We start from the raw sequence: 13,989 nt of genomic DNA on the forward strand, positions 1-13,989 counted from the left end.
TTAAAATCGTAAGAAACTAACCTTTTTCTTAACCAAAATCCAAAAATGATAGTAAAAAGTAGTCCAAAAAGAAGTAACATTGGAGTATTTTTTATATCGGTCCCACTATCCAAATTTCACACCATCCAATCAAGAATGTTACACCATATAAGTTTCGTTCATTTTGCATCCTTATTCAACACTACTGCTGCGTTAGTTGAACAAGAATTGCTTTTTCTTTATTGAAGTAAAGTTAGCAATAGGTAAGCGTTTGAGGTTATCTCCGGCTTTTCCCCTGCTCCACACCGAACGTGCTAGTTTCCCAGCATTCGGCGTTCCATCTAAAGGTGTGTACTACATTATAAGTTCCTTTGTTACTCTTCGAGACTGGATGCGTCGATCCCTTCCACCCCACATACCTTTCGGTATTGATTGATTTTATCTAAGATCAATCGATTCTGTGGTAATTGGTTAAGATAAAACTTTATCTTCTCTATATCTTTTACATGAATCAGTCGATGAATATCCTTATGAAGAATACGCAGGTTTTGAAATTGATCGCTTCCTCCAAGATTCTTTGGCACATAGTGGTGACAATGAACATCTGAAGCGTGAAGATATTCGCCTGTAATTTCGCATTTCCCCATCTTCATACTATACCGACTAATACGATTATCCAGGTATTCGACACTTCGATTCGGTAAAGAAGACTTCATTAAATGTCCAATTTCTTTCTGGATATCCGGGCGAAGACTTTTGTGTATCTGTTCTCTGCCTTTCTTCGTGTAAAGCGAAAGCTTTGAACTGAAGCTCATCGCATGAAATGTTTTCACATTTCCGATGGGAAATAGATACGTACCATTGATATAGATCGTTTTTGTTCCTAAACTAAAGGTTCTCTTATAAAAAGGCGGTGGCTTAAAAGGATGTTTTAGCGTTCCAACCGGTCGAAGGCGGTTCACTAAAAATGGTTTAAGATCGTAAGCAAGACGTGAAAACACGAGACTTACATGAGTAGCTCGCTTAAAGTATTGGTGAAGTCCTAGAACAAAGCTATTGTAACGATGAATATTCTCAGCAGAAGGCGAAGCTTTCATTCTTCGAATGAGTTTCTTCGCTTCCTGTTTGATTTTCTCGCTTTTTGAAGAAATGACCCCAGTATGGGCCACTCGTTTCTTTCCCTTTTTATTCGCACGAATGTTGAACCCTAAGAACTCAGATTCTCGTTTTCTTAAGTTTACAATTTGAGATTTCTCTGGTGAGATGTCCAGCTTCAAACGCTCTTTGAGGTACAGACGTACCGCATGGTACCACCTCTGCGCTGTCTTTCCATCCCGACACAGAATTTTAAAGTCATCAGCATACCTGACCAGATATCCTTGTTTCAAATTCGTTTGTTTTCTCGCTCGCCTTCTTGCATCATCTGAACTGTAGGATTTCGTCAGGGGAAATACTTCCCACTGGTCTGCAACCCATTGGTCTAGATCATTTAAGACGACATTAGAAAGAAGGGGAGATAAGATTCCACCTTGTGGTGAACCCTTATCGGGCACACCTTCACCATCTATTTCCGATGTAATCATTTTAGAAATACATGCCAATACCTTTCGGTCTTGGATGCCGATATTCCAGAGTTGCTTCTTTAATAGGCGATGATTTACGTTATCAAAGAAACTTTTAATATCTACATCAACGACGTAATGAAGTTGACTATGGTTAATCAAGAACTGTATCCTTGCCATAGCATGATGAGCAGACCGCAGGGGTCTGAAACCGTAGCTATGTTTGAAGAATTGAGATTCTACAATCGGTTCGAGAACTTGTTTGAAGCATTGTTGGATCACTCGATCCAAGATGCATGGAATCCCTAGAGGTCTCCATTTTCCATTCTCTTTTTGAATCCATTCTCTTCGAACCTTCTTCGGGTGATAGTTTCTAAGTTTGGTTCGGACTTCGTTTACCAGATCTTTCTCGGATAGCTCTTTCATGTCATCGATGGTCTTCCCATCGGTTCCTGGTGTTTTTGATCCCTTATTGGTTTTAATCATGCGAAAAGCGAGCAGGATGTTTTCTCTCGATATGATGGTTTCATATAAATGAGAGAACGCATTTCCCTGACTCGCTTTTTCATGAAGATCCGTAAAGGTCTCCGTCATATTATAATAATCCCAGTTTCGCAGCGTTGACACTGTGGCATCCCTCCTTTGGAGTGATGTTCCCACGTTCCTACCCGATCGGTGCCATTCACGTTAGGAAAATAATCGTTCCATACTCTAGACTTGGGGCTATTCCTTCACTTCCATTACAGAAGTTTCATCAGTCATTCCCCTACCCTCACAAGGATAAATGCTTTTCAGCATGGCTTTATAGCAACCGTTTCAGGTGACAGCCTTTGATTCAACGTCCCTTGCTTTCCAAGTACCCTACAACGTAGCTATCCATACTAGACGTAGATGCTTCCTATAAGCCTGTGAGCTCGATACCGCCATCGTTCGGTATAGCGTCTTTCAGAGGGGGCAGTTTTACTCCACACCACTCACGTCATCGTAAGATGACACGTAAGTTTCCTTACGTTCGAAACTATAGACCCTTACCTTCGGAAGTTCGTCAGTTCCTATCTCAAAGAACGATTCTCACCCTATCTAGTTTTACAGCCGTGAGGCATATCCGTCGGCATACCTTAATTATGGCTTCAGCCTTCGTTCTGCCCAATCTACCTGTGCTTCACACCCTAAGACCTGTCCGTCTTAACGCATGCAGGAGTGTTGACGGGATGGTTTCAGGAAACATGGATCCTTCATTCCCACCCTCCGTTGTACAGTTGAAATTTAATGAAATAAACTTCCTGCCTTTCACGCTGAAAAGCGTTTATAGCAGAACTTGTCGCGCGCCCCCTTTTCTTTAAGACTCGAATTCAAGATATATTTAACTAATCAAAACAAATTTTAGTATTAAACTGTCCTATCATAATGAACTAAAACCTTCATAGGGCTTATTTGATTGGTATGTAATTCGGCGAAACAATGAATTAAGTTTTCCTGGGCTACCTCATGTTCAAAGATGTCTGTTAAGAAACTAGAGGTTTGATATTCTTTGAAGAACCAATCGGCATGTTTGTTGTAATTCCATCCATCACTGGATCCGACGATTGTTAACTCTTTTGCATAAAAATCCTCCGTAAGATGAAATAAATCTTTATTTCCATCAGAAAGTATGCAAACTTTCCCTTCCAGTTTCATGGAACGAAGTAAGGTTTCAAAGGCTGCAAAACGAGAAGAACATTCTAATGCATAATCATAAGAATGTTCACTAACCTCCTCCTTCGTACTAAATACATTCTCAACACCTATATGTTTCGGTATAACATGCCTTTGTTTGTTGGGTTCTAACATATCTACGTGTTTTACATTCATATATTTTTTTAGAAAGTGAACGGCTAAGGTCCCCATGGTCCCGCCACCCGTTACTAAAACGCGACTAACTCTTTCCGGATTTAGCTTTAAAACTCCTTTCGCTGCGTCACAGGAAAGCGTGTTGAGTAAAGCATACCTATAATCTAATTCCTTAGGTACTACGACAATTTTATTGGACTTAACTATGGCAGAATCCTTATGTCCATAAAAAGATAAAACACGATCTCCTACCTTTGCTTGGGTTACATTACTTCCCACTTCCAACACCTCACCGTAGCTTTCATAGCCTGTTTCTCTAGGATAAGCTGGGTGCGGATCTGTGACATCAGATTCATTATACTGTGGTAATTCGGCTCCAATACTTATAGCACCTGCTATGGTTTTGATCAAAACTTCATCTTTTTTTAAAGGAGACATTGAGCATGTTTCCCATATTAAATTTTTATATCCACTTAGAATCAATGACTTTTGCTTCATATTATCTTCCTCCCTCTTTTTGAAATTAAACAATAATGTGGGTGGAGAATTTGATAAGCAAAAGACTACACAATTGAATAGTGCAGTCTTTTCTTTAGCTTAGGTTTTTAATCATTACTGTAACCCGGAATAAGTTAGTAAATCCTTTCATTCTTATAAATTCGCCCCAGCTTATGTAATAACTATTCTATGAAGATTCCCTTTAATTAAAGTTACACAATCACCCATTAATTCTACATTGTCTCCTTTAATATTCATTTCAATTTCGCCACCGCGGGGGGAGTCCTGAAATGCTAAGAACCTCTCTTTTTTAAAAATATCTTTCCAGTAGGAAGCTAATGCACAATGTGCAGATCCAGTAACATAGTCTTCACCTATGCCAACCTTAGGAGCAAAATACCTTGACACAAAATCAAATGGCTCATGGCTTCGACTTGTTATTACCAAACCTATACCATCTAATTCTTTAATTTTTTCCATGTCAGGAATAGCGTTTTTAACCTCGGTTTCCGATCCCAATTCAATAATGTAGCGATCTTCTGCCCAGGCTAGTTGTCTAATGGGATAATTTATTAGGTATTTAAAGTGATCTGCAGGCTCTATTGTGTCTGCAGTTTTAATCTTAAAAGTTAATTTAATTTTGTTTGCTGTTTGCTCTGCATAAAGTGTACCTGCTTCTGTATTGAATTGAATAATAGAACTATTGACACAACATTCTTCAAATAATATGTTTGCTGCTCCCAAGGTTCCATGTCCGCATAAAGCAATTTCACTTGTGGGTGTAAACCATCTTAGGTTGTACCCTTCTTGATCTTTTTTTACGAAGGTTGTTATGGGTTGATTAATCTCTTGCGCGTACGATTTCAGCCATTCATCTGATTTTTCTTCATTCAATAAAACAATTGCTGCAGGGTTTCCCTTAAACGGATCTTTTGTAAATGCGTTAATTAAATAAAAGTTGTCCTCCACTTTAAACACCTTCCTTTACTACCGTAGACATGATTAAATATATTAAAGAATAGCCCCCAATTCATGAAGACTTGAAATCAAGATAAGCTTGACTGCTCTTTAATTATTTAAAGCATGTTTACATTAAAGAAGCATTGTACTATCATTTGTAATGATCTAATTTCCTCACATTTTCAACCAATTTAGTGAGAACATGTAGAAAATGACCATACTTGGTCAAGGACTCCACCTATAATGTGGGGTCCTTCTTATTATCGCAGTAATATTTTTTCACCTCATAAACCGAATTGGAGATATCTTTGAATATACCTTAATCTAATGCACCAGTTAGCTAAATTATATAAGGTCACTTTTGAGGCTCATAAAAATACCTAAAAGCCTCTTCTTTTCCAAGATTTTGTGCCTTCGAAGTCTTTTTCTCGTTATGGGTCATTATAAAAGTTTCTTTTTCGTCATTCCATTCGACAATCACTTTAAACTCATCCTCTTTTGTTGCATATTCATCAGAGTGAGTTGTACTCCTATTCCCTGGGGTGGTTTTCTGTATATGACTGCTCGTACCCTCACTTCTCATAACACCTTCAAAAGAAAAACTAACCGGGATACCGTCCTCTTCTACCTGTTTCTTACTAATTTGTTCAAAATCCTCTTTGTACGTCAGATTCGTGAGTTGGTCCACCTGAAACATATTCTCTCCATCCTTTTGAGACTGTTCTACATATAATGTTCCACTCCAGGTGTCACTCTCTCCGTAGAATACCAGAGGAGATGTAACGTCTATTTCTTTATTGACACAACCAACTAAACCAATGGATAAGACCATACCCAAAATGGTCCATATAACCCTAATCTTTATAATGAATACCTCCTATGCTTAGCCTTTTGGTCTGCCATAATATTCATGATAATCCTTTACTTTTTCAAATATCTTGATCATTCAGTTCATAACACTTCCCATAGCTTATGTAATAAGGACGTCTTTTTAAGAACCCCCCCATTTATTAAGACTTCTATACAATAAAAACCACATAAAATCCCGAAACTAATCTTCCTCAATTCTATTTAACACACGATAAACCAGCATCTGAAGTAGAACATAGATTACAAAAGAACCCCAAGTGCATAAACGAAAAACTGTGCTGGATACACCCCAAGTCAAATGCAAATTAAGTAATGCACTAATTACTATTTGAGGAAAGACCAAACTGTACATTAAGCTGAGAATGAAGAAGATATATTTATTTTTCCTATCAGTTATTATAGATTTCTCTCCAACATGGGATAGAATCAATCCAATAATAGCTACTACGACATGCGCGATAATCAAAAAGGTAAGACCTGAATGCTGGAAAGCAATTTGATTCTCCAAAATACCCCTCCTTTTCACCGTTCCACCATATCACATCCTATTAATTATATGGAACATAACTTTAAGAGATATTGCCGTCTTTAATTCACTATTTTTATTGAACCTCTGATTCGGTTTAATCTTTAAGTATATTAATAAAATCGATTTATCTCGAATTCGAGTCTTCAACTAACCTGCCCGTTTCTGGAAGACTCAGTTTCGAGATACTCAGGATGTTACTTAATACCAATTATTTCAAATCCTTCTCTTATCTACAAGCCTCTCTTTTGGAATAGGCACGCCTTCTAGAAATATTTACTGTAGAAATCCTGTCTTAATTTACCACTTAATTGTGCATATATTTTAGTTGTTTCACTTTTCTCATGCCCTAACAAGCTTTGGATTACTTCAATTGGCGCTCCATTATTAAGCATGTGGGTAGCATAACTGTGTCTTAATTGATGAGGATGTATTTCTTTATTAATAGCAGCGCGAATGGAGATCCGTTTAATAATATATCGGATAATTTCAATGCTCATTCTCTTTTTAGGTCTTCTCTCGGTAATAAATAAACATTCATCTTGATCCTTGCGCTCCTCTATATATCTTTGTAGCCATAGAGAACAACGAATACTAAAGTAGACTTCTCTTTCTTTATCTCCCTTTCCTTTTACAATAACCGATCTTGCAGAGAAATTGACATCCTCTCTATTCAGATTCACTACCTCTCCGATACGACACCCAGTTGAATAAAAAAATTCGAAAAGTGCCTTTTCCATGGAAGTTAAGCATGAGCCTCTAAGTTGTTCAATTTCCATCTCCGTTAGAAATTTTGGGATTCTCTTGCCAACTTTAGGTTCTTTTAGTTTTTTAGCTGGATTTTCGCTGATAACACCCTCTTCATGTAGCCACTTGAAAAAGGATCGAAGGAACCGAACCTTGTTTCCAAGACTGGAAGGCTTCAAATGTCCGCCCACCTCAACCAGGTAGCTCTTTAAATGATCAATAACTACCTCTTCTGTATTAACGTCTCCAAAGTATTTCACCAACATATTGAACTGTAAGCAATAGGTTTTCAAAGTTAGTAACGAATAACCTTCAATCTTTTTATCGACATAATACTTTTCCCAAGCTTCTGATAAGAACATCTTCTATCACTCTCCAAAACTATGAATCATAATTTCATTATGGTTCTGAAGATGAAATCCTATACTTTAGGCTTTTACAGAAAAAGAATTCCAAATGTCCTTTACAGTAAGCCTGTATTTATATCCAATTAATGTATGTAAACATCGATTAACAGAACGCATGTTCGTATAATGCTTGTAAGGATGGTAATTAGTTTGAGGTTTCCTTACTACACAACCACAATTCTAGAAGACCTAATAACTCAATGGTATAAAAGCCACAAATTTACAGAGCCGGAGATTTAAATGTTTACACCATTGGATCCGAGTCCCAAATATTTGTGACTTGTAGACCTACTCAAGCTATCTACATGAGGGGAGGGAAGTTTCAAGAAATCGTATTAGATAGTCGTCTCCCTTATATACACCAACGAGAGCAATTCTTTCACGAGCTTTGTCATGCTGTGAGGCATGCAGTTCGACAATCTTTCATGCCTTATTCTTTTTATGAACTTCAGGAAAGGGATGCCAGGCACTTCACACTATACGCTTCGCTCCCCACTCACATGATCAATGATTATAACCTTTCCAATCCGGCTATTATCGATTAGTTGTCACTTGACTTTATGATTCCAAGAAAAGTTTGTATTGAGCGTTTAGAAAAAATTAAGAGTCGAATTGTACCGTCGGATAAGTCTAATTGATTAATCTAAGGAAGGAGGGATAAATATGGCTAATTTCCGGAAGAGAGGTAACAAATGGTATTTCCAAATATATACGGGAGTAGATCCGTTTACTGGGAAAAAGAAATTCACATCTAAAGGAGGGTTCAAGACAAAAAAAGAAGCGCAGATGGCCGCAGCTGAAGTAGAAAAGGAAGTATCAAGGGTCATGGGGTAATGGTTTGCTAGCCCTTTAATACTTCTTAAATGCTTATTTTCAACTGGAGACTTATAAAGTTTTGCCACATTGTTATGTTTAATTAGTGAAGTTATGTGATACACAGGATTTTAGGTCATAATAATAGGAGATTGTTCGCATGCTACAAAATGATTTTTCATTAATTCTAAGGGACCTTAGAAGACTTTACGAAATAATAGATCAATCACCTACACCAGAGTATTACGACTTTCTTAATGAACTAGTACATTTATATATACATGCACTAAAAGAATTGGCTTGCGATTAGTATATGAAGAATACTAATCGCTTTTTTTATGGTACCTACCCACATAAAAATTTTAAGCCATGCGTCTATTAGTGTCTGCTTTTAATTTGGGACCAGGCTCAAGACATCCAGCAGCTTTGTAAGCTTATTAAGTTCCCGATAATGATATCCAAGCTCTTGCCTCATCGGATGTTAGTATTAAGTAAATAAAGCTCCATATTCGATAGCCCCTAATTCGTTTCCTTGCCAGAATGTTTACTACTTGACATTACACCATCAGGATTAACTGTTCATAGTTTTAAGCAATAACAATCTTTTAACCAAAGGAACATGGTATAATCTTCTTAATTCTAACCCTATTTTTTCTTGGCTAACTCATCTCTGTCTAATGCTCTTGGAGGCTCCTCCAACCAGCCATTCTCAATCATGATGTTAGTTCCATCTTCCGCATATTTAAGGATTTCAGCTGCTAACCTGCTATACATTACACCTAAATCCCTTCTAGGGCTCATGGCCATACTTGAACCATAATAACCTACACTTAGGGCAATTAATGCAGTAGAATAGAACATCATTAACTTATCAGAGAAAGTAAAAGTTGTTGAGTCTGTAACCTCTGTCTCCAATGTCATAGGAACAGGAATGTCATCCTCCCTCATCTTAGTGCCAAATATTTCACAATGTTTTGCCGCTATTTCCTTTCCCCTAACAAGGAATTTTCTTACTTCCTTTGATTTGGCTACTTGGCTAAACCCAATCATATTGGCTACTCCTAGAGCATTCCTTTGAAAATTAGCGTACAGATTTACAATCTCTGTCCCTACCAAAGGTCTTCTTTCACCAAAGTACCCTGTAAGGAAACTTTGACTTTTTACAAAATCATATTTTTCTGGTGTTGGAAGGTTTGGCGACTTAACATAAAGCCCTTTGTCTAATAATAGCTCCTTTATCTCTCTAAGAAATTTAGTTAGTTGTAAAAGGCACTCATTAAAGAAACTGTAAACATCTGCCCTCACCGCTAAAGACAAGCTAATACTGTGGGTTTGCAAGGCAATTTGCACGCCATTATGAAGGTATTTCAAAACAAAGGTATCAGAAAATAACTGAGGGGCATTTACATCAACATCTTCATCCGTGTTAAACCCATATGGAATAGGATAACCTTCTTTATTTAGGATATCAGTGATGCTTTTTACATTTCCCTGTGCTAAGACTAATGCTTGTTGAATGAGTGGTCTAATTTCATTATCATCTACTTTAGCTAAGAAATGTTGGAGCTTACATATCAATGCACTATCATTCATATAGGAAGCCCAAATTTGGGTGATTTCTGCTGAGGTTAACTGTACTTGATTTGATTCTTGTTTCATTTGTAAAGTCCTCCCACAAGATAAATTGTCTACAATCATTCTCCCCAACATTTAAGTTTCAATATATTTTGGGGCACCCCCAACTTAGTCCTATTTACTAAATAAAGGAAAATGAATACAAAGTTCGAATTTTAATTCACTAGGATTTGGTTACTATTAATATAATCTTACATATAAAAAAACCGCACACTAAACCTGGAACTAAAAAGAGCATGGGTAAAAAAACGGGTCCAATCAAAAATCCAAAAACTTTTATTCTTGCTGAATAAATTAAGCCAACGGTTACAAAAAAAGCTCCGAATACAAAAGGAAGGTAAGAAATAGGAGTTGTTTCACCTTCTGCATCTCGGTAGGCATCCCATATTGCAAACATATATAAACAAGGATAAAACATAAGCCATTGATAATCAGGCGTTTTAATAGCTGTGTTAATTTCCCCCAAAAAAGAGTACATAATAGTTAAATTAAAGCGACTTTGAACGTTTATTATAATCTCTAAAACGAGTAAGACTGTTCCCTTAAGAATCTTTCCATTTAAGATCTGACCGAATCCAGGAAATGCTATACTCCATAACAAAGCCTCGTGTTTATTAGGCTTTTTATTCATATCATCTAAGACCCTCCATTCCTGCTGTTATCAGGAGACTCTTTAGAAAGTTTTTTACGGTCAGCAGCAGTAGGTGGTTCCTCCAACCATCCATGATTTATCATTATCTTCATACCTTGATTAGCGTATTTAGCAATTCCTGCCGACAACGTAGCAAACTTAGCGTGAATGTCGTGTCTCATGATTTCTGAAATCGCTGTACCGTAATTTTTTATCCCAATACCGTTAGATAAAACCGTATGATACATTAACAACTTATCTGAAAATGGAGAAGTTGTAGAATCTGTGACATGTGTATCCATCAATTTGGGAGACGGGAGATTCTCACTCAAAAGCAATTCTCCCAATTGCTTTATTTGCCCTTCTGCTAAAGAAGATCCTTCTCGAAAATACTTTCTCAAATTATCGGAAGAGGCAACCTGGCTAAATGCAGTCATTAGTGCTTTTCCTAAAGTATTTGTAGTTATATTAACCTGTAAATGTTTAATTTCTAGTGCAGTTATAGGTCTCTGCTTCCCCGCAATAAATGAAATAAAGGATTGATTCTCAACAAAATCAACTTTTTCAGGGTATGGAATGGAAGGCGTTGTTATATCCATACCTTTAGCGAGCAATAAATAAGTGCCATATTTATATGTATTTATTGTGTCTTGAATACACATATCAATATAATCTACAACATCGTGTCTAGATGCAGTAGAAAGTGCATCTCCATATTTCAGTAAACCAGCTCTGGACATTTCTGTTATATAAAACACCATAAACAAGTCACTAAAAAGTTTAGGTGCCTCGTATCGAACATCTTGTTCACCAAAACCAACGGGAACAGGAATATCCTCCTCCCTATAAATATCCTTAATTATTTTAAGATGCTTTTGTGAAATATTTGATGCAAATACTATAAAATCTCTGATTTCATCATCTTCTACCACTTGAAGATGATGTTTAAATACACAATCAAATAAAGAATCTCCGAGATAATTAGCAAACAAATCACCAATTTCTGACGCTGCTAACTTTGTATTTTGTTGTTGTTCTCTTACTTGTTCCATAATTTTCTTTTCCACCTGAAATGATGTATTATTTTTATCCATTAAAAATTAACCCCCGTAAAAAACTCGTTATAGGATTAGTATTTGTGAGTTAAGTAAAATTAATCAACCAAAAATGTACTTCTTTCATAAAGAATACCTACCTATAACGAATTTAAACAGAAATTAAAATAGAACCGAAATGCATAACAAGCCCCTTTGATCCATAACAACTTCAAGTCCCTATTATTTCGAAATCATACCTTCAACTAACCAGACCCTTAGCATCTATTTCTAACATACATCGTTATCATTATTATTTCTAAACTTAAAGAAAACCATCGATATTAAAATGGCTTTCTTTGCTTTATTCTTCTGTTGGCGGGGAAACGGGAATTATCATAATATTTAATGTCAAAATTGCCATTGTATTGATTCCAAAATTCAGGGGAGTAGGAGAATTGTTCAAAATTATGCAATATGTTGAACAATTAGGATAACAAAAAAGGCTGCTAGCGTTTTTACGTTGCAAGCAACCTTTATCCAGTTTATAACTCAATACGGATCTGCCTCATGACTTTTCTTCACAGCATCTTCTGCTGCTTCATTTTGCGCCATCGAACCTTGGCCATATTTTGATCTACCTGCATCACGGCCAGGAACTTCCCGTTCTCCCGCCGTATTCTTCATTTCCTTCATTTTCAATTCGAGTCCTTCCTTCACCCGGCTCCCATATTCTTCATCTGCTTGTGTGAAGTGTTCGATCATCGCATCTTGAATACGTTTGTCACAAACAGCAAGTGCATTGGAAAGGTTTTTGATTAATTCGTCCCGTTCCCAATCCTCAAAACTGCGATACGTATGACCGGCCTGCCCATAGTTGTTCGGACGATCGATCGGTTCACTCATGGCAGCCGCATTGTACGTTGGCTCATGAGGAGGGGTTTTCTCACCGTCCGCCTCCTGGAAGCCGCCTTTCATGGACGGTTCGTAGTTGATATGCGGATTTCCCCCTGATTCTCTCGGATCGCGCGTATCCATTTGCCCGCGCTGTTGATTTGTTCGGACACCTGTTTTTGGAGCGTTTACAGGCAATTTTAAATAGTTCGCACCTACACGGTAACGCTGGGTATCAGAATAGGAGAACGTCCGTCCCTGCAGCATTTTGTCATCAGAAAAGTCCATACCGTCGACAAGAACCCCTGTCCCGAAAGCCGCTTGCTCAATTTCCGCATGGAAGTCCTCTGGATTACGATCAAGGACCATCCGCCCGACCGGATGCCAAGGAAACTGATCCTCCGGCCAAAGTTTCGTATCGTCAAGTGGATCAAAATCCAGGTGCGGGTGATAATCATCTTCCATGATCTGAACAAACAGTTCCCATTCCGGATACTCTCCACGCTCGATCGCTTCATAGAGATCCTGGGTGGCATGGCTTACATTTTTAGACTGGACCATGTCCGCTTCTTCCTGTGTTAAATTACGAATGCCCTGCTTCGGCTCCCAGTGATATTTCACCAGGACTGCTTCGCCTTTGTCATTCACCCATTTATACGTATTCACTCCAGATCCCTGCATATGGCGGTAGGTTGCCGGGATTCCCCAAGGCGAGAACAAAAACGTAATCATATGAGTCGCTTCCGGGGTGCGGGAAACGAAATCGAACATCCGCTCCGGGTTTTTCACATTGGAAGCAGGATCTGCCTTAAACGCATGGATCATATCAGGAAACTTCATCGCATCACGGATAAAGAAGATTTTTAGGTTGTTTCCAACTAAATCCCAGTTACCGTCTTCAGTGTACATTTTGACCGCAAAGCCTCGGGGGTCCCGATCGGTTTCCGGTGCGTCTTTCGCTCCTGCCACTGTAGAAAAACGAACCATTAAAGGTGTTTTCTTTCCTGTACCAGAAAAAACTTTCGCACGCGTGTACTTCTCCACAGGCTCGTTCCCTACTTTGCCATATGTTTCAAAATACCCGAACGCTCCCGCCCCTCTGGCATGGACGACCCTTTCCGGCACTTCTTCCCGGTCGAAATGAGAGATCTTTTCAATGAAATGATAATTCTCCAGTGTAGCTGGTCCACGATTCCCAATCGTCCGAATATTTTGGTTATCCGTCACCGGACGCCCTTGCCTTGTTGTCAACGTCTTCCGTTCCATCTTCTGACCATTCTTATCCTTCTTATAGTTGTCTTTCTCCATTATAAAAAAACCTCCTCACAAAGTCAGCTTTAGCTTCCCTGTTATTGGAAACTTTATACTTGTATTGTAACTTCTTGTTTTATTTCTAGACTGTCTGTATTATTTTTTTAACTCTGTTAAGATTTAGTGTTGATATTACCAACAAAATTACAATTTTATGTAAGTTTCTCTTTTCTATATTGGGCTTATTCAACGAAGGCCGCCACGTATATTAGCTAGTGTTATATTAGTACCGGGTGCGGATCATCAGCAGTTCTAAGAAAAATTGGCATTAATGATAGGTTTTTTGTTTGAA

12 protein-coding genes are annotated in these 13,989 nt (G+C 37.9%); 2 read left to right on the forward strand and 10 right to left on the reverse strand.

Annotation, left to right across the window (positions count from 1 at the left end; genetic code table 11):
- Window positions 1–353: 353 nt before the first annotated feature.
- From ltrA to xerA, 6 genes are all read right to left on the reverse strand, one after another.
- Window positions 354–2,168 carry a group II intron reverse transcriptase/maturase gene (gene ltrA, locus BLS23_RS18340; protein WP_089654486.1) on the reverse strand — a complete coding sequence of 605 codons (1,815 nt, stop codon included), beginning with the start codon at window positions 2,166–2,168 and terminating at the stop codon, window positions 354–356.
- A 762-nt stretch (window positions 2,169–2,930) separates the two neighbouring features.
- The gene (locus BLS23_RS18345; protein WP_089654487.1) at window positions 2,931–3,869 is read right to left on the reverse strand and encodes an alcohol dehydrogenase catalytic domain-containing protein; all 939 of its coding nucleotides are present in this window, start codon (window positions 3,867–3,869) and stop codon (window positions 2,931–2,933) included.
- Window positions 3,870–4,040: 171 nt separating this feature from the next.
- Window positions 4,041–4,847 carry a PhzF family phenazine biosynthesis protein gene (locus tag BLS23_RS18350; RefSeq protein ID WP_089654488.1) on the reverse strand — a complete coding sequence of 269 codons (807 nt, stop codon included), beginning with the start codon at window positions 4,845–4,847 and terminating at the stop codon, window positions 4,041–4,043.
- 337 nt (window positions 4,848–5,184) lie between these two features.
- Window positions 5,185–5,526 carry a hypothetical protein gene (locus BLS23_RS18355; protein ID WP_089654489.1) on the reverse strand — a complete coding sequence of 114 codons (342 nt, stop codon included), beginning with the start codon at window positions 5,524–5,526 and terminating at the stop codon, window positions 5,185–5,187.
- A 354-nt stretch (window positions 5,527–5,880) separates the two neighbouring features.
- A complete protein-coding gene (locus tag BLS23_RS18360) occupies window positions 5,881–6,207 on the reverse strand; it encodes a hypothetical protein (protein WP_089654490.1) in 327 nt (108 codons plus the stop codon).
- A gap of 284 nt (window positions 6,208–6,491) precedes the next feature.
- Window positions 6,492–7,334, reverse strand: a complete 843-nt coding sequence (xerA, locus tag BLS23_RS18365; protein ID WP_089654491.1) for a site-specific tyrosine recombinase/integron integrase — start codon at window positions 7,332–7,334, stop codon at window positions 6,492–6,494.
- Window positions 7,335–7,684: 350 nt separating this feature from the next.
- Between xerA and BLS23_RS22070 the strand changes: the two genes are divergently transcribed.
- A complete protein-coding gene (locus BLS23_RS22070) occupies window positions 7,685–7,924 on the forward strand; it encodes an ImmA/IrrE family metallo-endopeptidase (RefSeq protein WP_244157275.1) in 240 nt (79 codons plus the stop codon).
- Between the two features lie 118 nt (window positions 7,925–8,042).
- Complete coding sequence (locus BLS23_RS18375) at window positions 8,043–8,213, forward strand: Arm DNA-binding domain-containing protein (protein WP_244157276.1); 171 nt, start codon at window positions 8,043–8,045, stop codon at window positions 8,211–8,213.
- Between the two features lie 624 nt (window positions 8,214–8,837).
- On the opposite strand, the gene BLS23_RS18380 is transcribed toward BLS23_RS18375, so the two are convergent.
- The 4 genes from BLS23_RS18380 to BLS23_RS18395 all read right to left on the reverse strand — a co-directional run bounded on the left by BLS23_RS18380 (window position 8,838) and on the right by BLS23_RS18395 (window position 13,694).
- Window positions 8,838–9,851 carry a DUF3231 family protein gene (locus BLS23_RS18380; protein WP_089654492.1) on the reverse strand — a complete coding sequence of 338 codons (1,014 nt, stop codon included), beginning with the start codon at window positions 9,849–9,851 and terminating at the stop codon, window positions 8,838–8,840.
- A gap of 139 nt (window positions 9,852–9,990) precedes the next feature.
- Entirely contained in the window at window positions 9,991–10,458 is a 468-nt protein-coding gene (locus tag BLS23_RS18385; protein WP_089654493.1) for a hypothetical protein, read from the reverse strand.
- A 5-nt stretch (window positions 10,459–10,463) separates the two neighbouring features.
- Complete coding sequence (locus BLS23_RS18390; RefSeq protein ID WP_089654494.1) at window positions 10,464–11,552, reverse strand: DUF3231 family protein; 1,089 nt, start codon at window positions 11,550–11,552, stop codon at window positions 10,464–10,466.
- A gap of 492 nt (window positions 11,553–12,044) precedes the next feature.
- The gene (locus BLS23_RS18395) at window positions 12,045–13,694 is read right to left on the reverse strand and encodes a catalase (protein WP_089654495.1); all 1,650 of its coding nucleotides are present in this window, start codon (window positions 13,692–13,694) and stop codon (window positions 12,045–12,047) included.
- Window positions 13,695–13,989: the final 295 nt, after the last annotated feature.

The sequence above is a fragment of the Halobacillus aidingensis genome (assembly GCF_900104185.1).
GTDB classification, from domain to species: Bacteria; Bacillota; Bacilli; order Bacillales; family Halobacillaceae; genus Halobacillus; species Halobacillus aidingensis.